Raw genomic sequence first — 22,016 nt, forward strand, 5'->3', positions numbered from 1 at the left:
TATCCAGTAATCGTTCGTCCTGCATTCACTTTGGGCGGAACTGGCGGAGGAATCTGTCACGATGACGAGGATTTGGAAGAAATCGTAGCAAGTGGTTTGAAATACAGCCCGGTAACTCAGTGTCTATTGGAAAAATCAATTGCAGGCTTCAAAGAAATTGAATATGAAGTAATGCGTGACTCTGCGGACAACGCGATTGTTGTTTGTAATATGGAAAACGTCGATGCGGTCGGTATCCACACAGGAGATTCAATTGTAGCGGCACCTTGTCAAACTTTGACAGACCGTGAAAATCAAATGCTGCGAAATGTTTCATTGGATATCATCCGTGCATTGAAAATCGAAGGTGGCTGTAACGTTCAGCTGGCACTTGATCCGCATAGTTTTGATTACTACATCATCGAAGTAAACCCGCGTGTCAGCCGTTCATCTGCACTGGCATCTAAAGCGACAGGTTATCCGATCGCCAAGCTTGCGGCAAAAATTGCTGTCGGTCTGACACTGGATGAAATGATGAACCCGGTTACAGGCAACACGTATGCTTGCTTCGAACCGACACTTGACTACGTCGTTACGAAGATTCCGCGCTGGCCTTTCGATAAGTTCGAATCAGCAAAACGTAATCTAGGTACGCAAATGAAAGCAACAGGCGAAGTTATGGCAATGGGCCGCACATTCGAAGAGTCGATCTTGAAAGCAGTGCGTTCACTTGAAACTGGACAGTTCGATCTTTCGTTGCCTGGCGGTGATGAAATGACTGACGAGTGGATCGAGAAGCGTATCCGCAAAGCAGGCGATGAGCGTCTGTTCTTCTTGGGTGAAGCATTGCGACGCGGCGTAACGATCGAAACATTGCATGAGTGGAGTGCAATCGATTTATTCTTCCTGCGTAAATTCGAAAACATTGTACGCTACGAACAAATGCTGAAAGATCATCCATTTGATTACGAAACAGCATATAAAGCAAAACGTCTAGGCTTTGCAGACATTGTGATTGCAAAGTTTTGGAATACAACAGAGCGTGAAGTATATGACTGGAGAAAAGAGCAGGAATTGATTCCGGTCTATAAAAAAGTAGATACATGTGCGGGAGAATATGAATCGGACACACCGTACTTCTACGGTACGTATGAAGAGGAAAATGAATCCGTCAGAACAGATAAAAAGAGTGTTGTCGTTCTTGGTTCCGGCCCAATACGTATCGGACAGGGTGTGGAATTCGACTATGCAACGGTTCACTGTGTATGGGCAATCCAAGAAGCTGGTTATGAAGCAATCATCATTAATAATAACCCGGAAACTGTTTCAACAGATTTCTCGATCTCAGATAAGCTCTACTTTGAACCATTAACGATTGAAGACGTCATGCATATTATCGACCTCGAGCAGCCGGAAGGTGTTATCGTACAGTTCGGCGGACAGACTGCGATCAACCTGGCAGCAGATCTGGAAGCACGCGGCGTAAAAATTCTTGGTACGTCACTTGAAGATATCGACCGTGCTGAAAACCGCGACAAGTTTGAAAGTGCACTTCACGAAATCGGCGTACCGCAGCCGCTAGGTAAAACTGCACTGTCAGTACCTGAAGCAGTCGTAATTGCCAATGAAATCGGTTATCCGGTACTTGTCCGTCCTTCGTATGTATTAGGTGGACGTGCTATGGAAATCGTTTACCATGAAGAAGAATTGCTTCAATACATGGAGAATGCAGTAAAGGCGAGCCCTGAGCACCCGGTATTAATTGACCGCTATCTGACAGGTACGGAAATCGAAGTCGATGCAATCTGTGACGGCGAGACAGTCTTGATTCCAGGAATCATGGAACATATTGAGCGTGCAGGCGTTCACTCCGGTGACTCAATCGCTGTGTTCCCGCCGCAAAACCTGTCACAATCCATGATGGAAACGATCGCAGAATATACGAAACGTTTGGCGCTTGGGTTGAAAATTAGAGGATTGCTTAATATTCAGTTCGTTATTTCTGAAGGACAGGTATATGTCATTGAAGTGAATCCGCGTTCAAGCCGTACCGTACCGTTCTTAAGTAAAATCACGAATATCCCGATGGCTAATGTCGCGACACAGTCGATCTTGGGTAAAACCATCGCTGAGCAAGGCTTCGCAGACGGGCTGGCAGTTGCTCCTGAAGGCGTCTATGTAAAAGTACCGGTCTTCTCATTCGCAAAACTTCGCCGCGTGGATATTACATTAGGACCAGAAATGAAATCAACAGGTGAAGTAATGGGGAAAGACAGCACGCTTGAAAAAGCTCTTTACAAAGGGTTAGTGGCTGCAGGCATGGAAGTGAAAGAATACGGTTCCGTACTCATGACCGTTTCTGATAAAGATAAAGAAGAAATTATCGAGATTGCAGAGCGCTTTGTACAAATCGGCTATCGCATCCTGGCTACAGAAGGAACTGCGAAAGCTCTTGAACAGGCGAATATTGAAGTCGAAACAGTAGGAAAGATCGGAACGGAAGGCCCGACACTGATCGATGTAATCCAAAAAGGTCAGGCGCAGTTAGTGATCAACACACTGACAAAAGGAAAACAGCCTGCTCGTGATGGTTTCAGAATTCGCCGTGAATCCGTAGAGAATGGAGTTCCATGCTTCACTTCAATCGATACAGCCGCTGCTATGCTGTCTGTAATTGAGTCCATGACATTCGAAACAGCTGCGATGCCAAAGCCGAAGGTGATTCAATGATCATCCAAGAGCTGATGACCATTGTTTCTCAGCAACAAATCGCGAGAAATATTTTTGAAATGAAAGTAACTGGAAAGCTGGTCGGAGAAATTACTTCTCCGGGCCAGTTTGTCCATATCCGCGTATCCGATTCATTCGAACCGCTGCTTCGCCGCCCGATTTCAATCGCGGATATCAATGCAGAAACGAATGAAATGACGATTATCTACCGAGCGGAAGGACGCGGCACAGAGCTGTTGTCACAGAAGCAAGAAGGAGAGATCGTCAACGTATTAGGACCTCTTGGCAATGGATTCCCTGTGGAAGAAACAGGTTCCGGTCAAACAGCCGTCCTGATTGGTGGAGGAATCGGTGTACCGCCGTTATATGAATTGTCCAAGCAGCTGACGGCAAAAGGTGTAAAGTGTATTCATATTCTTGGATTTCAGTCTGACGATGTGGTCTTCTATGAAGAAGAATTTAAAGCACTTGGCGAGACATGTATCGCAACAGTTGACGGAAGCAACGGTACAGAAGGGTTTGTCACGAATGTCATGGCGGAACTGTCTGATGAATTTGCGACATTCTACAGCTGCGGTCCTATGCCGATGCTGGATGCAGTGCAAAAAGCATATGTACACAAAAAAGGTTTCTTATCGTTTGAACAGCGAATGGGCTGCGGAATCGGAGCTTGCTTTGCCTGCGTCTGCCATACAAACGAAAATGCAACGGACAAAGCATATGTCAAAGTATGCTCAGACGGTCCGGTATTTCCAGCAGGGGTGGTGCAAATATGAATAGATTAGCGATTACATTGCCAGGATTAGAACTGAAGAATCCAATCATGCCAGCTTCCGGCTGTTTTGGTTTTGGTAAAGAGTACGGCAATTTATACGATCTGTCTCAGCTTGGCGCCATCATGATCAAAGCGACGACGCTTGAAACACGCTACGGAAATCCAACACCGCGTGTTGCGGAAACATCTTCAGGGATGCTCAATGCAATCGGACTTCAAAATCCCGGATTGAAAGGTGTTCTTGAAAATGAACTGCCCTGGCTGGAAAAGTTCGATGTGCCGATTATAGCGAACGTGGCAGGTTCAGAGACAGAGGATTATGTCGAAGTAGCCAAAGAAATCTCTAAAGCACCAAATGTGCACGCACTGGAACTTAATATTTCCTGTCCGAATGTTAAATGCGGAGGCATGGCATTTGGGACGGATCCTGAAGTCGCGAAAGAACTGACTGCAGCCGTGAAAGCTGTATCCTCAGTACCTGTCTATGTGAAGCTGTCTCCGAACGTTGCAGATATTAAATCTATGGCGATCGCAGTAGAAGCAGGCGGAGCAGATGGAATTACGATGATCAATACACTTGTCGGTATGCGCTTAGACGAAAAGACTGGCAGACCGGTAATTGCCAATAAAACGGGCGGGTTATCCGGCCCTGCCGTTAAACCTGTCGCGATCCGCATGGTCTACGAAGTGAGCCAAGTCGTTAATATTCCAATCATCGGAATGGGTGGCGTTAGCTGTGTGCAGGATGCTGTAGATTTTTTGTCTGCAGGCGCAAGCGCAGTGGCAGTCGGTACAGCGAATTTCGTAGATCCATTCATTTGTCCGACGATTATTGAGCAGCTTCCGCAAAAACTGGATGAACTCCAAGTGGATCATATTTCAGAATTGATCGGAAGGAGCCATCGCCTATGAATCGATCACCTATTATTGCACTGGATTTTAATTCAGCAGAAAAAACATTCGAATTCCTGAAAGCCTTTGAGCAGTCGGTCAATGTCAAAGTAGGAATGGAATTATATTATAAAGAAGGCCCGGCAATGATTGCCCGTCTGAAAGAAGAAGGCTATTCCATTTTCTTAGATCTGAAACTGCATGACATCCCGAATACTGTCAAATCTGCAATGAACGTCCTGGCTTCACTTGAGGTCGATATGGTTAATGTGCATGCGGCTGGCGGAAAAACGATGATGGAAGCGGCTTTGGAAGGTCTGGATACCGGAACACCTGCCGGGAAAAAACGTCCTGCTTTACTTGCGGTGACGCAACTCACTTCGACAGATGATCGTCAAGTGCGCGAAGAGCAACTGATCGGTGTACCGCTTCAAGAGTCTGTGGAACATTACGCGAAGTTAGCTTCCTCTGCCCAATTGGACGGTGTCGTTTGTTCCGTTCAAGAAGCGAAGGTTATTGAAGAAGTGTGCGGTAAAGACTTTTTCAAAGTAACACCTGGAATTCGCTTGGCGGAAGGAGATGTCCACGATCAAAAACGCGTGGCAACTCCCGCAAAAGCGATGCAGGAGGGTTCGACACATATAGTTGTTGGACGTGCGATCACAGGTGCAGAAAATCCATTAGAAGCATACGAGTTAGTCAATACATTGTGGAAGGGGATCAATTCATGACCAGAGAAAAAGAAGTCGCGCAGATTTTATTGAATGTCGGGGCGGTTGCTTTGAATCCGAAAGAACCATTTACATGGGCATCAGGAATAAAGTCACCGATCTACTGTGATAACCGTTTAACGATGGCAGATCCAGTAGGACGCAAAGAAATCGCAGAAGGTCTGGCGGCATTGATTCGCGTTCATTATCCTGATACAACAGTCATTGCAGGAACCGCAACAGCAGGTATTCCGCACGCAGCATGGGTGGCGGATATCTTAAAACTGCCGATGGTTTATATCCGTTCTTCGGCAAAGGCACACGGCAGGAGCAAGCAGATTGAAGGCAAGATCGAGCCTAATGCGAAGGCTGTGATCATTGAGGATTTGATCTCAACAGGCGGAAGCAGTTTGAATGCAGCGGATGCGCTGATTGCTGAAGGCGTAGAGGTGTGCGGCATCGTCTCCATCTTTACATACGAGCTTCAAAAAGCGGATGAAAAGTTCGCTGAAGCGAAGCTTTCCTATCACAGTCTGACGAATTTTGCGGCGCTTGCTGAGGTGGCAAAAGAAGAAGGCGCGATTGAAGAAGAGTCCATGGCAGAGTTGATGGACTGGCATAATAAGCTGAAGCAAGGTACATTGTAATAAATAAAGGACTGTCTGGGAGGGCGCGAATTGATTTGCGTTCTCCTGTGGCAGTCCATTTTGTTTACGAGGTTCAGCAAATGAGCCAGTATGTTAACGAAAGAGGAATAGTTAATTGTTGGATTGTAAGAATATTTTTTTAGGAGGTCATACAATGGAAGTTTTCAGAGAATATTTAGCGGGCATTGATTCCCCCGATCAACGTGATCGAGTAGAGAAGATCTTGACGTGGGTAACTACTAAGTTCCCTGATTTGAAACCACAAATAAAGTGGAATACACCGATGTTCTCTGACCACGGCACATTTATTATTGGTTTTTCTACCGCAAAGCAACATATAAGCGTTTCTCCTGAACCAGCAGGTATTACCCACTTTGCAGATGATATTGCACAAGCTGGCTATAGCGCTACTAATGGCTTGTTTAGAATTCAGTGGAATGAGCCGGTAAATTACAAATTGATTGAGAAACTAATTGAATTTAATATTCAAGATAAAGTAGATTATACGAGTTTTTGGCGGAAATAGATAAATGAAACGAAATAATTGGGGACAGTAGTGTCATAAGAATGCGTTTCACTGGGTTACGATTAAGGTTTTTGCTTAAGCTTACAGATAAACTGACAGTACATAAAAAGGTTGTCCTCTACGGACAACCTTTTTCATATTAAAGGGTTTACTTTCGCAGTTTACGCACCAGATCTTCATCTGGCGTAACAAACACGGTCTTCTGTTCAAAGTAAATCACGAACCCCGGCTTAGCGCCGGATGGTTTTTTGACGTGACGGATTTCTGTGTAGTCTACCGGCACGGATGAAGATTCGCGTGCTTTGCTGAAGTACGCGGATAGTCCTGCGGCTTCCTCGATTGTCTGGGCATCCGGCTCTGCATCATGGATAACGACGTGTGAACCCGGAATGTCTTTCGTGTGCAGCCAGACATGATCACGTGCGGCCAATTTGAACGTTAGGTAATCATTTTGCTTATTATTCTTCCCAACCGAAATTGGAATGCCTGTCGATGAAACGAATGCTTCAGGTGCAGGTTTTTTCGGTTTAGCTTTCTTTTTGCTTCTTCTGGCGCGCATAAATCCAAGTTCGACCAATTCTTCACGTATTTCTTCTATATCAATTGGGGAAGCTTGGTATACCTGTTGCCGCACCATTTCGAAATACTCAATATCATCCTTCGTCTTTTCCAGCTGCTCGGCAATTCGGATGAGTGCAGTTTTTGCTTTTGTGTAGCGGGAGAAATATTTTTGCGCATTGTCGATCGGTGATTTTCTTGGATCAAGCGGAATGGTAACCGTCGTGCCCTGTTCATAATAATTTTCCACTGTCACTTCTTTATCACCTTTATTCAGCATGTAGCTATTAGCAGTAAGCAACTCGCCGTAAAGCTTCAATGTATCCAGGTTCTGCGCAGTCTGCTCTTCTTTTTGGAGTTTTTTTGATTTATTTTCAAGCTTCGAGATTTCATTCGATAGCCAGCGCTCAAGATCAATAGCCTGTGATTTAACCCGCTCACGCTCTGCTCTTGCAAAATACACTTTATCGAGTAAGTCTCCAAGTGTTTCAAAGGTTTGAGAAACTCCTTCTGCATGCGTCAGTTCAACTGCGGAAAATAGAGTTTTTCCGCCACTTTCTATAACTGTGGGCTTCATGGAATCGATATCAAAACCGTTCAGGAAAGATTTCCATACCTTAAAAGGACTGGCTTCATTTTGCTGCAGACGGTAGATCAGCTCAGCGGCAGTTAAAGGAGAGAATCCCGCAAACTGCTGGACTGCATCTCTCGGTTCATTCAGACTCGGCAAGACGTTCATGAATTGCTCTTCAGAAACTTGGAAAGGATCCAGTTTATCCTGCGGAGGTGCTGGAATATAAGGCTGTCCGGGCAAGATTGTACGGTAACTGTTCACGGAAGGCGGCAGGTGCTTCATACTGTCGATAATGAGATCGCGTGACGCATCCAGCAAAATGAAGTTACTGTGACGTCCCATGATTTCAATGACAAGCTTCCGTTCGATCTCATCGCCCAGCTCATTTCGTGCCCGGACATTCAGATGGATGATCCGGTCAGTTTCATATTGCTCAATCGACGTGATCATTCCGCCTTCAAGCTGCTTTCTGAGCACCATACAAAACAACGGAGGCTCAGCAGGATTGGTCAACACTTCATTCGTCAGCTGAATCCTTGAATAAGAAGGATGCAGAGAAACGAGTAATTTATGATTTTTATTATTTGCTCTGATTTGAAAAATAATTTCCTGTGAATTCGGCTGGTGGATCTTAGAAATCCGGCCAGTCTTCAACTGCTGCAGTTCGCTAACAATCGCTTTCGTAAATAAACCATCAAATGCCATACGGATTCCTCTTTCATTTCGTTTTGTTCCATTTTAGCACTCATCGTATGATTATGGTATAATATGAACAGATTACACGCATGGGCCTGTCCGTTTCGGCGAATGATGATACTGGAAGTAATTATTATATTCAACCGAATGTTTTTGGGTATTTGATAATTAAAACTTACTTAGTTGATTGTAGCGGAAGACGGGGCCCTCCGGAAAGCGTCCCCGTCTGAAGCGCAAATCAACGATGCCTATTAGGAATGCAGTGTAAATGAATACATAACAAAGAGGGATTACATGTACAAACATCGAGGACTCCTAATCGTCCTTTCAGGTCCATCCGGCGTAGGAAAAGGAACCGTCCGCAAAGAACTGTTCTCAAGCCCGGACACCAACTATGAATACTCCATATCGATGACCACAAGAAATCCTCGCGAAGGTGAAGTGGACGGCGTAGACTACTTCTTCCGTTCCCGCGAAGTATTTGAACAAATGATCCAGGACGGAAAACTTCTTGAATACGCAGAGTACGTAGGGAACTACTACGGAACGCCGATTGATTATGTCAATCAAACTCTCGATGCAGGGCGCGACGTATTCCTTGAAATCGAAGTCGTCGGTGCTGCGCAAGTACGTGAAAAAGTACCGAACGGCCTGTTTATCTTTTTAGCACCTCCAAGCTTAAGTGACTTAGAAACCCGTTTAATCGGACGAGGAACAGAGGCATCGGATATCATTGCCGACCGTGTATTGAAGGCAAGAGATGAACTTGAAATGATGCACCTGTACGACTATGTAGTAGAAAACGACGAGGTCTCTAAAGCATGTGACCGTGTCAATGCGATTGTTACAGCAGAGCATTGCCGCAGAGAACGTGTGGAAAAGAGATACTTACAAATGTTGGAGGGAGAATAAACTATGTTATATCCATCAGTTGATTCACTAAAAGGGAAAGTTGATTCTAAATACACGCTGGTTACACTGGCGGCAAAACGTGCACGTGAACTGCAAGAAAAGCAAAATGAACTGCTTCACTCATACCGCGCTCATAAAAGTGTCGGCCGCGCGCTTGAAGAAGTCGCAGCTGGTGTTTTGATCAACCAGCAGGCAGACGCATCGATTATCTACGAAGACGAAATTTGATGCTATATATGATGAGTTAAGTTTCTAGCATAGGCAGCAACTTAATATACGGGATATATAGTTGATTGGAGTGGAATGCGGCGACTCCCGCGGAAAGCGTCCGCCTGCAACGGAAATCAACGTGCCTAAGGTAGATGCAAATTATTTTTCTCATCTTATATAAATAAAAAATTACTCCCTTTGAATTCAATTGTTCTCAGGGAGTTTGTTGTTTTATCAGGTGGATGAAAGAGAGAGGGAAGGGGACTCTGAATATGATGAACAATAAAAATATACTGCTTTGTGTGACGGGCGGTATTGCAGTATATAAAGCGGTGGCACTGGTCAGTAAACTGTCACAGGCAGGCGCTAACGTAAAAGTGGTAATGACAGACTCCGCTAGGGAATTTGTACAGCCTTTAACGTTTCAAGTAATGTCCCGAAATGATGTATACACGGATACATTTGATGAAAAAGACTCCCGTGTGATTGCGCATATTGATCTGGCAGACTGGGCTGACCTTATTATTGTCGCTCCTGCAACTGCAAATGTGATCGGTAAACTAGCGAACGGAATTGCGGACGATATGGTTACGACGATCTTGCTAGCAACGGAAGCTGATGTCTGGATTGCACCTGCCATGAACGTACATATGTATAGTCACCCTGCGGTTGTCCGTAACATTGAGCGGCTGCATCTGGACGGCTATCATTTCATTGAGCCTTCTGAAGGTTTTTTGGCATGTGGTTATGTGGGGAAAGGGCGTCTGGAAGAGCCGGAACGTATTACCGAACTGGTCAGTCAGCATTTTAATGAAAGACAGAATTTACCGCTGAAAGGTAAAAAAGTAGTGATTACAGCCGGTCCGACGCGTGAACGGATTGATCCGGTACGCTATTTAACCAATTTTTCAAGCGGTAAAATGGGCTATTCCATGGCTGCAGCGGCGCAAAAACTTGGCGCGGAAACAGTGCTGGTTTCAGGTCCTGTTGAATTGCCTGTTCCTGCCGGCGTAAAGGTTATCCGCGTAGAAAGCGCTGCCGATATGTATGAAGCGGTGCTTGGTGAATATCAGGATGCATCCATGGTAGTAAAATCTGCTGCAGTAGCAGATTATCGCCCTAAAGCGATTCATGATCAGAAAATGAAGAAACAAGAAGGCGACGATGTGCTTGAACTCGAGCGTACTACAGATATCCTGAAGTCGCTAGGTGACCGCAAAGAGCATCAGTTGTTGGTAGGTTTTGCGGCAGAAACAAATGATGTAATTGCATATGGACAGAAGAAACTGGATTCCAAGAACTTAGATTATATTATAGTCAATGACGTAACGGATCCTGAAGGCGGTTTCGGCAGTGATACGAATGTCGTCACACTGCTTTCAAGACAAGGAGAAGTTATTCCCTTTACAGCGATGCCGAAAGAACAATTGGCGCTTCAATTATTTGAAACCATTATTCAGCAAGAAGGCGGCAATTTGAATGATCGCTGAAGTCATTGTCGATGTGGCGGCATATCCGATCGACCGTCCTTTTGATTATGCAGTACCGGTGGAATGGGAATCTGTGATGGAGCCGGGCCTTCGGGTAAAAGTTCCGTTTGGCCCCCGAAAAGTTGTTGGTTATGTCACTGGAATCAAAATGAACAGTAATCTGGATTCTGCCAAAATCAAATCAATCATAGAAATCATAGATTTAGAGCCTGTGTTATCTACAGAACTTTTACAGCTGTCTCGCTGGATGGCTGATGAAACGATCGCATATGAAATTGATGCGCTCCAAGTGATGCTACCGGCAGCGATGCGTGCGAAATACGAAAAAGTTATGCGCGTCATTAAACCTGAATTACTTGATGAAAGTTTCCGTCAATTTCTTGGCAACCGCCAGCAAGTAACATTGAAAGCTTTGCAGGATGCTAATTTACTAAATGAAGCAAAGAAATATAGCGAACAGGGTGCTGTTCAGCTTGATACAGCCGTTCAGCAAAAGACGAAAATAAAAAAAGTTCGGATGATTCATATTCCCGATGCTGAGCATTTGCAGGCAGCTCTAGAAGATACGCATGCTAATGCGAAAAAACAGGCAGAATTATTAAGCTGGCTGCTACAGCGTCCTTCCTCTTCATTGGAAGCTAGTGAAATTATGAATAAATCCGGCGTCAAGGCGAATGTCCTAAAGGCGCTGCTCGATAAAAAAGTGATCGAAGAGTCGCAAATGGAAGTATACAGAGAACTCGATGCACCGAAAATGCGCGACAGCGGCAAGCCGGAACAGCTTACAGATGAGCAGAAGACAGCATTGTCAGCGATTGAACAAGCGAGTGATCAAGAGGAGCAAGAAACGTTTCTGCTTCACGGAATCACGGGAAGCGGTAAGACGGAAGTGTATTTGCAGGCAATCGATCATGTGCTGAAAAAAGGCAAGGAAGCGATTGTGCTCGTACCTGAAATTTCATTGACTCCGCAAATGACTGCTCGTTTCAAAGCGCGCTTTGGTGAGCTCGTTGCTGTGCTGCACAGCGGTTTATCGGCAGGTGAAAAGTATGATGAATGGCGCCGTATACATCGGGGAGAAGTGAAAGTAGCTATCGGGGCACGGTCAGCAGTTTTCGCTCCCTTCACTAATTTAGGACTGCTTATTTTAGATGAAGAGCATGAATCTACGTATAAACAAGAAGATTCTCCGAGATATCACGCTCGGGATGTAGCGATTTGGCGCGCGGATTATTATCAGTGTCCGGTCATATTGGGAAGCGCCACACCTTCTTTGGAATCGTATGCTCGTGCAACAAAGGATGTATATACATTACTGACCTTGACGAAGCGTGCGAAACAGCAGGCGTTGCCGAGTGTCCAAGTTGTTGATATGCGGGAAGAACTGAAAGCAGGGAACCGATCTATGTTTTCGATGGCGTTAGCAGATGCGATCAGAGAACGGCTTGAGCGTAAGGAACAGATCGTCTTGCTGCTGAATAAAAGAGGGTTCTCCAGTTTTGTATTATGCAGAGACTGCGGTACTGTGGTGGAATGTCCAAACTGTGATATTTCATTGACCTATCACCGTTCATCTGAAAGTTTAAAATGCCATTATTGCGGTCATGAACAGCCCGTGCCGCTTGAATGTCCGGAATGCGAAAGTGAGCATATCCGGTTTTTTGGAACAGGTACGCAAAAAGCGCAGGAAGAGTTGTACAAACTGGTACCGGAAGCTCGTGTCATTAGGATGGACGTGGATACGACCAATACTAAAGGTGCTCACGAACGATTATTGCATGATTTTGGTGAAGGCAAAGCAGATATCCTGCTTGGCACACAGATGATTGCAAAGGGACTGGATTTTCCGCGCATTACGCTCGTTGGTGTGCTGGCGGCGGATACGTCTCTTCACTTAGCGGACTTCCGCGCTGCAGAGAAAACGTTTCAATTGCTAACGCAAGTAAGCGGAAGAGCTGGACGTGATCAGTTGCCTGGCGAAGTAGTCATTCAGACATATGATCCCGAACATTATGCGATCGAGCTATCCAAATCCCAGTTGTATGTCCCTTTTTATGATATTGAAATGGAACGAAGAAGACAGCTCGGCTATCCGCCTTATTATTATGTCACTGTCGTACAGTTCAGCCATGAAGACGTATTAAAAGCTGCCGACTATGCACATAAGGGCTCGTCGTTCCTTGCAGAGCGTCTGTCAGCGGGTTCAGTCATCATCGGGCCCACAGCTGCAGCAATCAGTCGTCTCAACAATAGATATCGTTATCAATGTTTGGTAAAATACAAACAAGAACCGGCTCTCATACCCGTTTTGCAGGAGCTGCTGAAACATTATAAAACGAATTGGGTGAAAGACGGCCTAGTTATGTCTATTAACAGAGAACCGACAGCTATTTTCTAGTTGAAGCAGGTCTGCAGTTTAAAGCCCGCTTTGGAATGACTCGTAAATCTACCTATGCTGATTGGGAATCAATGCAGTGCAGGGAAACAGATTTATTCTACAAGCTTGCTCTTTGTAACGCAAAAATGATTGTTAACATTAGAAATGAGGAATTATTTTGGCTATATTGGAAATTGTAAAACATCCCTCTCCTATTTTATCAGCACCATGTAAAGAAGTTACGGTGTTTGATAAGGAACTGAGTAAATTATTGGATGATATGCATGAAACCATGATTAAAAATGATGGAGTGGGCATTGCAGCTCCTCAGGTTGGTAAATCGATTCGCGCAGCGATCGTCGATTTTGATGAGGATCAAGAGATTATTGAAATGATTAACCCTGTCGTAACAGCGACCGGCGGATCAGAAGTTGATGTAGAAGGCTGTCTTAGTTTCCCTGGATTATTCGGGGAAGTTGAGCGACCTTTCCACGTCCGTATCGAAGCGCAGGAGCGCGACGGCAAACTGTATGAACTCGAAGCTGAGGGATATGAAGCACGTGCTATCCTTCATGAAATAGATCATCTGAACGGAATTTTATTTGATAAGAAAATACAGCGTATTGTAGATCCTTCCGAGTTCGAAGAGGAAGAGGAGGACGACGAATGACAAAAATTATTTTTATGGGGACCCCGAAATTTTCTGTTCCAGTTCTCACCATGCTTCACGAAGAAGGCTATGATATTTTAGCAGTTGTTACACAGCCGGACCGTCCTGTCGGGCGCAAGCGGGTGCTGACTCCGCCTCCAGTTAAAGAAGAAGCAGTTCGCCTGGGTTTGCCTATCATTCAGCCGGAAAAACTGAAAGGTTCTGCTGAACTGCAAGAAATCATTGCTTTGCAGCCTGAATTGATTGTAACGGCGGCATTCGGTCAGTTGCTTCCGAATGAATTGCTAGAAGCGCCCAAACTAGGTTGTATAAACGTCCATGCTTCTCTTCTACCGAAATATCGCGGTGGTGCTCCAATTCATCAGTCCGTCATTGATGGTGCAGATGAAACAGGTGTGACGATTATGTATATGGCTGAAAAGCTTGATGCAGGCGATATCATTTCTCAGGTCGCACTGCCGATTGAAGAAAAGGATGATACAGGCAGTATGTTTGACAAACTTTCTGTCGCAGGCACAGATCTGTTAAAAGAAACGCTGCCATCCATTGTCAATGGCACGAATGAACGTAAAGTTCAGGATGAAACACAGGTGACGTTTGCGAGAAATATTTCGAGAGAACAAGAACGAATTGACTGGACTAATTCAGCCCGATCTATTTATAACCAGGTAAGAGGACTACATCCATGGCCGGTGGCTTATACGAAGTTTGCGGATGACCAGGTGAAAATTTGGTGGGGACAGCCGGAAGACCAAATGTCTGAAGCTGCACCAGGTGAAATTGTTGGGTTAGAAAAAGATCGTATTATCGTGCAGACAGGTGACGGGGCATTCGCAATTACTGATCTCCAGCCTGCAGGAAAAAAACGAATGACTGCCACCGTGTTCCTTAATGGAATCGGATCTAAATGGCAACTGGGAGATAAATTTGAATGACACATTATAATAAGAAAATTTGGCGCGGAAACGTCCGCGATGCAGCATTGTCCATCTTGATGGATATTGAAAACGAGCAGGCATTCAGTAATTTGTTGCTCCATAAAACAATTGAATTATATGATCTGCCTCAAAAAGACCGTGCATTATTGACGGAATTAACATACGGAACACTTCAGCAGCAAATGACACTGGATTATTATCTGGCTCCTTTTGTTCGAGGAAAATTGCAGCCATGGGTTCGCCAGCTGTTACGATTGTCTGTTTACCAAATTGTCTACTTATCGAAAATACCTGAACATGCGGTCGTCAATGAAGCGGTGAAAATTGCCAACAAGCGCGGACATAAAGGTGTTTCGTCAATGGTCAACGGAATATTACGTTCCATTTTACGTGAAGGAGTTCCTTCATTAGATGAAATCGAAGATCCTATCACTCGCATATCCATTGAAACGAGCCATCCTGAATGGCTGATTAAGCGCTGGATTGAACAGTATGGGGTTGAAGAAGCGACAGCTATTGCAGTAATCAATAATCTGCCGCCTGTCACGACTGCGCGCATCAACTCGACCAAGACGAACAGAGGAGAAGTTATCGGTCTGCTTAAGAAAGAAGGAGTCCTGGCATCTCCCGGCAACTTAACGGAAGGCAGCATTCAAGTCGAATCTGGCAATTTGGCATCCACGGAAGCTTATAAACAAGGATTGCTGACAGTTCAGGATGAAAGTTCTATGCTGCCAGGATTGGCTTTACAGGCGGAACCGGGTATGAACGTACTGGACATGTGTGCAGCACCGGGCGGTAAAACCACACATATCGCCGAACGAATGAAAGATGACGGAGAAGTACAGGCGCATGATCTTCATCCGCATAAACTGCGTTTGATTGAGCAAAATGCGAAGCGGCTTGGTCTGACTTCTATCCGGACGCATAGCGGTGACAGCAGAGAGCTGTTATCTACGTATGAGCCGCAGTCATTCGATAGAGTACTTGTTGATGCACCTTGCAGTGGTTTAGGTGTTATTCGCAGAAAACCTGAAATCAAATACAAAAAAACACTTCAGGACATCGAAAATCTGGCTTCTATTCAAAAAGATCTTCTACAAGTCGCCAGCCAATTGGTGAAAAAGGGCGGCCGATTGGTATACAGTACATGTACAATCGATAAAACAGAAAACCAAGAAATTGTAGAATGGTTTTTACAGCAACAACCTGATTTTGAATTGGTCCCGCTGGATATTTTGGGTGAAAAGAGTGACAGGGATGTAGTACAGGTGTTGCCGCATCAATATGAGAGTGACGGTTTCTTTGTAGCAGCCCTGCAGAGAAAAAACTGACTTATAGGGAAAAGGGAATGGGGGTTGGCTTATGAAGTATGAAATCCGCTCAGACACCGGACTGAAACGAACGGTAAATGAAGATGAAGCGGCCGTGTTCGTTCATTCAAAAAGTAATGCAGCGCTTGCTGTCGTTGCGGACGGGATGGGAGGGCATAAAGGCGGGGATTACGCCAGTGCGACTGCTGTCCAGATGATTGGTGAGCAGTTCATGTCTGCAAGTGAGGCAGTAGAAACAGAACAGGATTGGTATGATCTGCTTTATGATTCGGTCGTGGACGTCAATCTGTATCTATATAATAAAGCACAGCAGGACGAAAGTTATAAAGGGATGGGTACAACACTTGATCTGGCATTGATACTGCGAAATAAATGCTTGGTTTTTCACGTCGGCGACAGCCGGATTTATCAAGTTACTGGCAAAGCAATCCGGCAAATTACGAAAGATCATTCCTTCGTCAATGTGCTTATTGAAAGCGGCGAAATTACGGAACAGGAAGCAGAAGTGCATCCGCAGCGCAACTGGATCATGAAAGCGGTTGGATCGGAAAAATCGATCGTACCGGATCTTTATACAATTGAACTGCCTGCAGAATCTTATCTACTGCTATGTACAGATGGATTGAGTAATAAGATCGAAAAAGAATTGATGCTGGATATCCTACTGCGTGATGTCCCGTTGGCTGATAAAGCCGATACTTTTGTGGAACTGGCCAATGATCGCGGTGGCGAAGATAATATCACGGTAATTTTATTGGAAATACCTGAAACTGAGGTGATTCCCGTATGATCGGAAGACGAATCGGGCAGCGTTATGAAATTATCCGTGTCATTGGTGACGGAGGGATGTCGCGGGTCTATCTGGCGCATGATATTATTTTGGATCGCGATGTGGCGATTAAAGTACTGCACTATGATTTTGCCAATGAAGAAGAATTAAAAAAACGTTTCCAGCGGGAAGCTCTTTCGGCAACCAGTCTGACACACCCGCATATTGTCAATATTTTTGATGTTGGGCAGGAAGACGAACTTCATTATTTAGTAATGGAATACATACCTGGCCGGACATTGAAGGAATATATTCATACGCATGGAGCGCTGAGTGCTGAGCATGCAGTTTCCATCATGCTTCAGCTGGTATCTGCAATTTCTCATGCACATCATAACGGCATTGTCCATCGTGATATTAAGCCACAAAACGTTTTGATGAATGGTGAAGATGATGTAAAAATAACGGACTTTGGGATTGCCATGGCTTTGAACTCCACTGCCCATACAAAAACCAATTCAGTGATCGGAACTGTCCACTATCTTTCACCTGAACAGGCAAGAGGCGGCATGGCGACAAAGCGTTCTGATATTTATTCGCTTGGTATCGTTTTTTATGAATTGTTGACAGGGAAACTACCATTTTCAGCAGAAACCGCTGTGGCGATTGCGCTGAAACATCTGCAAGAAGAAACACCTTCTGTACGCGAACAGTTGCCTGAAATCCCGCAAAGCGTTGAAAATGTCATATTAAAAGCTACGGCAAAAGATGCGAACTACCGCTATGATACGGCAGATGATATGTATAATGATTTGCTGACGATACTTTCGCCTGAACGTGCCGATGAGGAAAAATTCACGTTGCCGTTCGACGATGACCGTACTGTAGCGATTCCAATCGTAAAAGATCCGAAGAAATTTGATAATGTAGAAGACACGGTTAAAATTGCTCCTTCTAAAGAGCAACCGAAACCCGCTGTCCCGGAAAAGAAGAAAAAGAAAAAGAAAAAGAAAAAATGGCCGGGTATTCTCGGTGTCAGTGTGTTAATCATTGCATTGCTTGCAGTACTTTTGACAATAATGCTCAAACCGAAAGAAATCATGGTTCCTGATGTAGTGGGAGAAGAAGAAGTGGCGGCTACAGAAATTCTTGAAAAAGATGGATTTGTGATCGATGAACGATTCGAAGAAACTTCCGATGAGTTTATTGCGGGCCAGGTAATTAAAACGGTTCCGAAAGCAGGCGAAAAGCGTAAGGAAGGCGACGGTATTAAGTTATTTGTCAGTACCGGCAAAGACAAAATGACATTGCAGGACTATACCGGACGTAATTACGAAGCGACGGTACGCTTGCTGGAAAGCTATGGATTCGAATTTGGCGAACCTGTTGAAGAATACGCTGATGAGCCAAAAGGAACCATAATCCGCCAGCAGCCGGAAGGTGATTCAGAAGTTGTGCCGGAAGAGACTGATCTGATTTTTACCATCAGTAAAGGGAGAGAGCTTCAATCATTGAATGATCTGCGGGGGATGACTGAAAAAGAACTGAAAAGCTACGCAAAGAGTTCAGGTTTCAATATTCATATCGTCAGTGAGGAACATTCTGAGAGAGTGGAAAAAGGCCGTGTGATTTCTCAAAAACCATCTAAAGGTACGAAGATGGATAAAGGTGGCCGTGTAGATGTCGTTCTTTCTAAAGGTGCTCCTACTAAACCGGTGAAACTGCTGGTTAAGAAGATTACGATTCCTTATGAATTTCAGGAATTTGATGAGGATGGGGACGGTGAGATGAATCTTCAGCCTCAAAAAATCCAAATTTATATACAAGATCGCAAACGAACGATGAATGACCCTGCGGAAGAATTTGAGATTACTGAGGATACGACGCGTAAGATTACAATTGAGTTGGAGCAAGGAGAGCGCGGAGGTTACAGAATCCTGCGTGACCAGACTGTCATAGAAGAAGATAAATTTGATTACAAAGAGTTGGATTAAAGGAGGAGTTCGATGGCGGAAGGTCAGATTCGAAAAGCAATCAGCGGTTTTTATTATGTGGAGCACGAGGGTCAACTGATTCAGTGTAAGAGTCGCGGTGTGTTCCGGCTGAAAAAGATTAATCCGCTTGTGGGCGATACAGTCACATATGTTCCAGATGGAGAGAATGATGCGTTGATTACAGATGTTCACCCGCGAAAAAGCGAGCTGGTCAGACCGCCAATCGCGAATGTAGACCAGGCGCTTCTTGTCTTTTCTGTCGTGGAACCTGACATGAGCCTGCGTTTGCTGGACCGCTTTCTGACGGTCATAGAATCGCATCAGCTGGAGCCGATTATCTATATATCCAAAGAAGATCTCGCAGATGACCAGACGGTAGAAGCCAATGAAAGTAATCTAACTTACTATCAGAATATCGGCTATACCGTGCTGCGTAACCGCGGCAATGACGACCCACTGCTGGAAGTATTGCGTCCGTATTTGAACGACAAAACTACTGTACTGGCAGGGCAGTCAGGTGTAGGGAAGTCAACACTTCTGAATACACTGCTTCCTGAACTAGATTTGAAAACCGGAGTGATTTCCGATGCGCTCGGCCGAGGTAAGCATACGACACGCCACGTAGAACTGATGGAAGTAGCCGGCGGCTTAGTGGCGGATACACCGGGCTTCAGTTCACTCGACTTTGATCATATTGAAAAAGAAGAGCTTCGGAATTACTTCCTAGAAATCTCTGAAGCCGGTGAAAGCTGCAAATTCAGAGGCTGTATTCACGTTAAAGAGCCCGGTTGCGCGGTAAAAGCGCAGGTAGAAGAAGGCATCATTTCTGAATCACGCTACAAAAATTACTTACTGTTCTTACAAGAAATTATGGATCGAAAGCCGAGGTATTGATTATGATAAAAATTGCGCCATCTATTTTAGCGGCAGACTTTGCAAAGCTTGGAGAAGAAGTGAAAGAAGTAGAAAAAGCAGGTGCCGAACTGATTCATATTGATGTAATGGACGGTCACTTTGTACCAAACATTACTATGGGACCTATTGTAGTAGAAGCCTTGCGTCCATTGACAGAACTGCCGCTTGATGTTCATTTGATGATCGAAAATCCGGATAACTATATTGAGAGCTTTGCAAAAGCGGGAGCAGATTATATTACGGTGCATGTGGAAGCATGCCGTCATCTGCACAGAACACTTCAATTAATTAAATCAACAGGCGCGAAGCCGGGTGTTGTGCTGAATCCTCACACACCTGTTGAACAGATCATGCATGTGCTCGAAGATGTGGATATGGTATTGTTCATGACAGTTAACCCCGGCTTTGGCGGACAGTCATTTATCCAGTCTGTCGTACCGAAAGTAAAACAGCTGTCGGACATCATTCAAGAGCGCGGTCTGTCGATTGAAATTGAAATTGACGGTGGCATTAATGAAGAGACGATCAAGCCATGCGTGGAAGCCGGCGCGACAATTTTTGTTGCGGGTTCTGCGATCTATAATCAGAAAGATCGGGCAAAAGCATTGCAGGCCATTAAATCTGCCGGCGAGAGTGTGATTGCTCAATGAAATATGCCATCATTTGCGCAGCGGGCCCTATTGAAGAAGTGGTGGATTTAGCGGAATATGATCAAAAAGATACCGTTTATATCGGTGTCGACCGCGGTGCATTTTATTTGTTGGAAAAAGGTATTCAGCCAAACGAAGCTGTCGGTGATTTTGATTCGGTGTCGGAAGAACAGTTTGCCGCAATAAAGTCCTCTGTAGAAATCATTCATCAGGCTAATGAAGAAAAAGATGAGACGGATACAGAACTGGCTGTGCAGCGCGCGCTGACGTATGAGCCGGATTATATTGTGCTGACCGGTGTTACAGGGGGCCGCCTGGATCATTTGCAGTCGGCGCTTCATTTGCTGTACCGCATGCAGTCGGAGAATCGCAAAGTGAAGTTTAAAATTCACAATACGACGAATGATATCCGTGTCATGCTGCCGGGAGTGCGCCGGGTGAAGAAAGATGAGCGTTATCCATATACTTCATTTTTTTCGTTTGGCCCCGTGGTTACAGGCTTGACACTGACCGGATTCAAATATGAGACGGTTAATGAAACGCTGGAAATAGGCATGACCCGATTCACAAGTAATGAAACGGTGGCGGATGTTTGTACTATCTCTTTCCGAGACGGCATATGCTTAATGGTAAGGAGTTCAGATTCCTGAAAGGAGTGGGGATTTGCGAGTATATACATTCACGCTGCCGAAGTTCGTCAGCAATATCGTTAGAAAATGCGCAGTCGCGTTCCAGAAGGACGGCCGTGCTAAATCAACTGTTGCTGCGAATAGTAAAGTCAGCAAGTCGAAAAGACGTAAAAAAGAAAAAACACAAGGCGCCTAATATAGGCGCCTTGTGTTTTTTTCTTTGGGTGCAGCAAAAAAGCGCAGGGGCTACCCGGCGCTTTCAGCATTTACTATTACACGCGTTGTACTTTGCCTGATTTTAAAGCTCTAGCAGATACCCAAACACGTTTAGGTTTACCGTCTACTAAGATTCTCACTTTTTGAAGGTTTGCACCCCAAGTGCGTTTGCTTGAGTTCAGAGCGTGTGAACGAGAGTTTCCAGAACGTGCTTTACGTCCAGTGATAACACATTGTTTAGCCATTTTAGTACCTCCTCGTGAATTATTTAGCGATTCACGTTACAATTCGCATACCATAGTACTTTATCATAAGGCAGGAAACCTTGCAACAATTTTTTGCGATGCTTTCAAGCTTTTTTCCTTTACACAATATTTTCACGACAAGAATACTTTCTTTCTTGATGAATTCCCGTATAATGTACGTATGATGGTCGAATAGTGTTAGGAGGAGATAAGGATGTCAATCGAACTGAAAAATGAACATGGAACCATAGATATTACGAATGACGTAATTGCCCAGGTAGTCGGAGAGGCTGCAATCGAGTGTTACGGAATTGTGGGAATGGCTTCGCAACACCAAATTCGTGACGGACTTACAGAAATTCTCCGGAAAGAAAACTTTGCCCGCGGCGTGATTGTACGCAATGAAGGCGATGAATTTCACATCGATATGTATGTCATCATGAGCTATGGCACGAAAATTACTGAAGTATCCTATCAAGTACAGTCTAAAGTACAATATACAGTGAAGAAGACGCTAGGTCTTTCAGTTAGCTCAGTCAATATTTTTGTTCAAGGAGTTCGTGTAACGAACGTGTAGAAGG

The 22,016-nt window shown here is 44.7% G+C and carries 22 protein-coding genes; 20 read left to right on the top strand and 2 right to left on the bottom strand.

What is annotated here, in order from left to right; genetic code table 11:
* The 6 genes from carB to Q1J64_RS09985 all read left to right on the top strand — a co-directional run.
* On the top strand, nucleotides 1-2,709 hold a 2,709-nt coding region (gene carB / locus Q1J64_RS09960), incomplete at its 5' end, for a carbamoyl-phosphate synthase large subunit (protein ID WP_301108913.1).
* Entirely contained in the window at nucleotides 2,706-3,485 is a 780-nt protein-coding gene (locus tag Q1J64_RS09965; protein WP_301108914.1) for a dihydroorotate dehydrogenase electron transfer subunit, read from the top strand. The genes carB and Q1J64_RS09965, both read left to right, overlap by 4 nt.
* Nucleotides 3,482-4,396: a dihydroorotate dehydrogenase gene (locus Q1J64_RS09970; protein ID WP_301108915.1), complete on the top strand. Its 915-nt coding sequence runs from the start codon at nucleotides 3,482-3,484 to the stop codon at nucleotides 4,394-4,396. The genes Q1J64_RS09965 and Q1J64_RS09970 overlap by 4 nt, the downstream gene beginning before the upstream one ends.
* Nucleotides 4,393-5,106: an orotidine-5'-phosphate decarboxylase gene (gene pyrF, locus Q1J64_RS09975; protein WP_301108916.1), complete on the top strand. Its 714-nt coding sequence runs from the start codon at nucleotides 4,393-4,395 to the stop codon at nucleotides 5,104-5,106. Before Q1J64_RS09970 ends, pyrF begins: the two co-directional genes overlap by 4 nt.
* Nucleotides 5,103-5,732 carry an orotate phosphoribosyltransferase gene (gene pyrE, locus Q1J64_RS09980; RefSeq protein WP_301108917.1) on the top strand — a complete coding sequence of 210 codons (630 nt, stop codon included), beginning with the start codon at nucleotides 5,103-5,105 and terminating at the stop codon, nucleotides 5,730-5,732. The genes pyrF and pyrE overlap by 4 nt, the downstream gene beginning before the upstream one ends.
* A 154-nt stretch (nucleotides 5,733-5,886) precedes the next feature.
* On the top strand, nucleotides 5,887-6,258 hold the full coding sequence (locus Q1J64_RS09985) for an iron chaperone (protein ID WP_301108918.1): 372 nt from the start codon (nucleotides 5,887-5,889) through the stop codon (nucleotides 6,256-6,258).
* Nucleotides 6,259-6,406: 148 nt separating this feature from the next.
* Here the strand turns inward: Q1J64_RS09985 and Q1J64_RS09990 are convergent, their stop codons facing one another.
* Nucleotides 6,407-8,095 (bottom strand): Rqc2 family fibronectin-binding protein, encoded by a 1,689-nt coding sequence (locus tag Q1J64_RS09990; RefSeq protein WP_301108919.1) that lies wholly within the window; start codon nucleotides 8,093-8,095, stop codon nucleotides 6,407-6,409.
* A 285-nt stretch (nucleotides 8,096-8,380) separates the two neighbouring features.
* On the opposite strand from Q1J64_RS09990, the gene gmk reads away from it, so the two are divergent.
* The 13 genes from gmk (at nucleotide 8,381) to spoVM (ending at nucleotide 21,170) form a co-directional block, all read left to right on the top strand.
* Nucleotides 8,381-8,998 carry a guanylate kinase gene (gene gmk, locus Q1J64_RS09995; RefSeq protein ID WP_301108920.1) on the top strand — a complete coding sequence of 206 codons (618 nt, stop codon included), beginning with the start codon at nucleotides 8,381-8,383 and terminating at the stop codon, nucleotides 8,996-8,998.
* A gap of 3 nt (nucleotides 8,999-9,001) precedes the next feature.
* A complete protein-coding gene (gene rpoZ, locus Q1J64_RS10000) occupies nucleotides 9,002-9,226 on the top strand; it encodes a DNA-directed RNA polymerase subunit omega (protein WP_301108921.1) in 225 nt (74 codons plus the stop codon).
* Between the two features lie 254 nt (nucleotides 9,227-9,480).
* Nucleotides 9,481-10,698: a bifunctional phosphopantothenoylcysteine decarboxylase/phosphopantothenate--cysteine ligase CoaBC gene (gene coaBC, locus Q1J64_RS10005; RefSeq protein WP_301108922.1), complete on the top strand. Its 1,218-nt coding sequence runs from the start codon at nucleotides 9,481-9,483 to the stop codon at nucleotides 10,696-10,698.
* On the top strand, nucleotides 10,688-13,096 hold the full coding sequence (gene priA / locus Q1J64_RS10010) for a primosomal protein N' (RefSeq protein WP_301108923.1): 2,409 nt from the start codon (nucleotides 10,688-10,690) through the stop codon (nucleotides 13,094-13,096). Before coaBC ends, priA begins: the two co-directional genes overlap by 11 nt.
* Nucleotides 13,097-13,253: 157 nt before the next feature.
* Nucleotides 13,254-13,745: a peptide deformylase gene (gene def / locus Q1J64_RS10015; RefSeq protein ID WP_301108924.1), complete on the top strand. Its 492-nt coding sequence runs from the start codon at nucleotides 13,254-13,256 to the stop codon at nucleotides 13,743-13,745.
* Nucleotides 13,742-14,680, top strand: a complete 939-nt coding sequence (gene fmt, locus Q1J64_RS10020; RefSeq protein ID WP_301108925.1) for a methionyl-tRNA formyltransferase — start codon at nucleotides 13,742-13,744, stop codon at nucleotides 14,678-14,680. The genes def and fmt overlap by 4 nt, the downstream gene beginning before the upstream one ends.
* Nucleotides 14,677-16,017, top strand: coding sequence for a 16S rRNA (cytosine(967)-C(5))-methyltransferase RsmB (gene rsmB / locus Q1J64_RS10025; RefSeq protein ID WP_301108926.1), 1,341 nt, complete (start codon nucleotides 14,677-14,679; stop codon nucleotides 16,015-16,017). Before fmt ends, rsmB begins: the two co-directional genes overlap by 4 nt.
* 31 nt (nucleotides 16,018-16,048) lie before the next feature.
* Entirely contained in the window at nucleotides 16,049-16,807 is a 759-nt protein-coding gene (locus Q1J64_RS10030; protein ID WP_301108927.1) for a Stp1/IreP family PP2C-type Ser/Thr phosphatase, read from the top strand.
* On the top strand, nucleotides 16,804-18,780 hold the full coding sequence (pknB, locus tag Q1J64_RS10035; RefSeq protein WP_301108928.1) for a Stk1 family PASTA domain-containing Ser/Thr kinase: 1,977 nt from the start codon (nucleotides 16,804-16,806) through the stop codon (nucleotides 18,778-18,780). Before Q1J64_RS10030 ends, pknB begins: the two co-directional genes overlap by 4 nt.
* A 12-nt stretch (nucleotides 18,781-18,792) precedes the next feature.
* Nucleotides 18,793-19,674 (top strand): ribosome small subunit-dependent GTPase A, encoded by an 882-nt coding sequence (rsgA, locus tag Q1J64_RS10040; protein ID WP_301108929.1) that lies wholly within the window; start codon nucleotides 18,793-18,795, stop codon nucleotides 19,672-19,674.
* Between the two features lie 2 nt (nucleotides 19,675-19,676).
* On the top strand, nucleotides 19,677-20,345 hold the full coding sequence (gene rpe / locus Q1J64_RS10045; RefSeq protein WP_301108930.1) for a ribulose-phosphate 3-epimerase: 669 nt from the start codon (nucleotides 19,677-19,679) through the stop codon (nucleotides 20,343-20,345).
* Nucleotides 20,342-20,995 (top strand): thiamine diphosphokinase, encoded by a 654-nt coding sequence (locus Q1J64_RS10050; protein WP_301108931.1) that lies wholly within the window; start codon nucleotides 20,342-20,344, stop codon nucleotides 20,993-20,995. Before rpe ends, Q1J64_RS10050 begins: the two co-directional genes overlap by 4 nt.
* 13 nt (nucleotides 20,996-21,008) lie before the next feature.
* Nucleotides 21,009-21,170 carry a stage V sporulation protein SpoVM gene (gene spoVM / locus Q1J64_RS10055; protein ID WP_301108932.1) on the top strand — a complete coding sequence of 54 codons (162 nt, stop codon included), beginning with the start codon at nucleotides 21,009-21,011 and terminating at the stop codon, nucleotides 21,168-21,170.
* A gap of 76 nt (nucleotides 21,171-21,246) precedes the next feature.
* Here the strand turns inward: spoVM and rpmB are convergent, their stop codons facing one another.
* Complete coding sequence (rpmB, locus tag Q1J64_RS10060) at nucleotides 21,247-21,435, bottom strand: 50S ribosomal protein L28 (RefSeq protein WP_078817777.1); 189 nt, start codon at nucleotides 21,433-21,435, stop codon at nucleotides 21,247-21,249.
* Nucleotides 21,436-21,649: 214 nt separating this feature from the next.
* Here rpmB and Q1J64_RS10065 point away from each other — a divergent pair, with 214 nt between their 5' ends.
* A complete protein-coding gene (locus Q1J64_RS10065) occupies nucleotides 21,650-22,012 on the top strand; it encodes an Asp23/Gls24 family envelope stress response protein (RefSeq protein WP_153720467.1) in 363 nt (120 codons plus the stop codon).
* The last annotated feature ends 4 nt before the right edge of the window (nucleotides 22,013-22,016 follow it).

The sequence above is a fragment of the Sporosarcina sp. genome, from assembly GCF_029257255.1.
Lineage (GTDB): Bacteria > Bacillota > Bacilli > Bacillales_A > Planococcaceae > Sporosarcina.

Bases quoted from the DNA above. Each gene is read 5' to 3' on its own strand.
- Q1J64_RS10065 (WP_153720467.1), top strand. From the start codon at position 21,650: ATGTCAATCGAACTGAAAAATGAACATGGAACCATAGATATTACGAAT.
- rpoZ (WP_301108921.1), top strand. From the start codon at position 9,002: ATGTTATATCCATCAGTTGATTCACTAAAAGGGAAAGTTGATTCTAAA.
- Q1J64_RS10050 (WP_301108931.1), top strand. From the start codon at position 20,342: ATGAAATATGCCATCATTTGCGCAGCGGGCCCTATTGAAGAAGTGGTG.
- fmt (WP_301108925.1), top strand. From the start codon at position 13,742: ATGACAAAAATTATTTTTATGGGGACCCCGAAATTTTCTGTTCCAGTT.
- Q1J64_RS10030 (WP_301108927.1), top strand. From the start codon at position 16,049: ATGAAGTATGAAATCCGCTCAGACACCGGACTGAAACGAACGGTAAAT.
- Q1J64_RS09990 (WP_301108919.1), bottom strand. From the start codon at position 8,095: ATGGCATTTGATGGTTTATTTACGAAAGCGATTGTTAGCGAACTGCAG.
- rsmB (WP_301108926.1), top strand. From the start codon at position 14,677: ATGACACATTATAATAAGAAAATTTGGCGCGGAAACGTCCGCGATGCA.
- priA (WP_301108923.1), top strand. From the start codon at position 10,688: ATGATCGCTGAAGTCATTGTCGATGTGGCGGCATATCCGATCGACCGT.
- pyrF (WP_301108916.1), top strand. From the start codon at position 4,393: ATGAATCGATCACCTATTATTGCACTGGATTTTAATTCAGCAGAAAAA.
- rpe (WP_301108930.1), top strand. From the start codon at position 19,677: ATGATAAAAATTGCGCCATCTATTTTAGCGGCAGACTTTGCAAAGCTT.
- gmk (WP_301108920.1), top strand. From the start codon at position 8,381: ATGTACAAACATCGAGGACTCCTAATCGTCCTTTCAGGTCCATCCGGC.
- Q1J64_RS09970 (WP_301108915.1), top strand. From the start codon at position 3,482: ATGAATAGATTAGCGATTACATTGCCAGGATTAGAACTGAAGAATCCA.
- rpmB (WP_078817777.1), bottom strand. From the start codon at position 21,435: ATGGCTAAACAATGTGTTATCACTGGACGTAAAGCACGTTCTGGAAAC.
- rsgA (WP_301108929.1), top strand. From the start codon at position 18,793: ATGGCGGAAGGTCAGATTCGAAAAGCAATCAGCGGTTTTTATTATGTG.
- pyrE (WP_301108917.1), top strand. From the start codon at position 5,103: ATGACCAGAGAAAAAGAAGTCGCGCAGATTTTATTGAATGTCGGGGCG.
- coaBC (WP_301108922.1), top strand. From the start codon at position 9,481: ATGATGAACAATAAAAATATACTGCTTTGTGTGACGGGCGGTATTGCA.
- pknB (WP_301108928.1), top strand. From the start codon at position 16,804: ATGATCGGAAGACGAATCGGGCAGCGTTATGAAATTATCCGTGTCATT.
- Q1J64_RS09965 (WP_301108914.1), top strand. From the start codon at position 2,706: ATGATCATCCAAGAGCTGATGACCATTGTTTCTCAGCAACAAATCGCG.
- Q1J64_RS09985 (WP_301108918.1), top strand. From the start codon at position 5,887: ATGGAAGTTTTCAGAGAATATTTAGCGGGCATTGATTCCCCCGATCAA.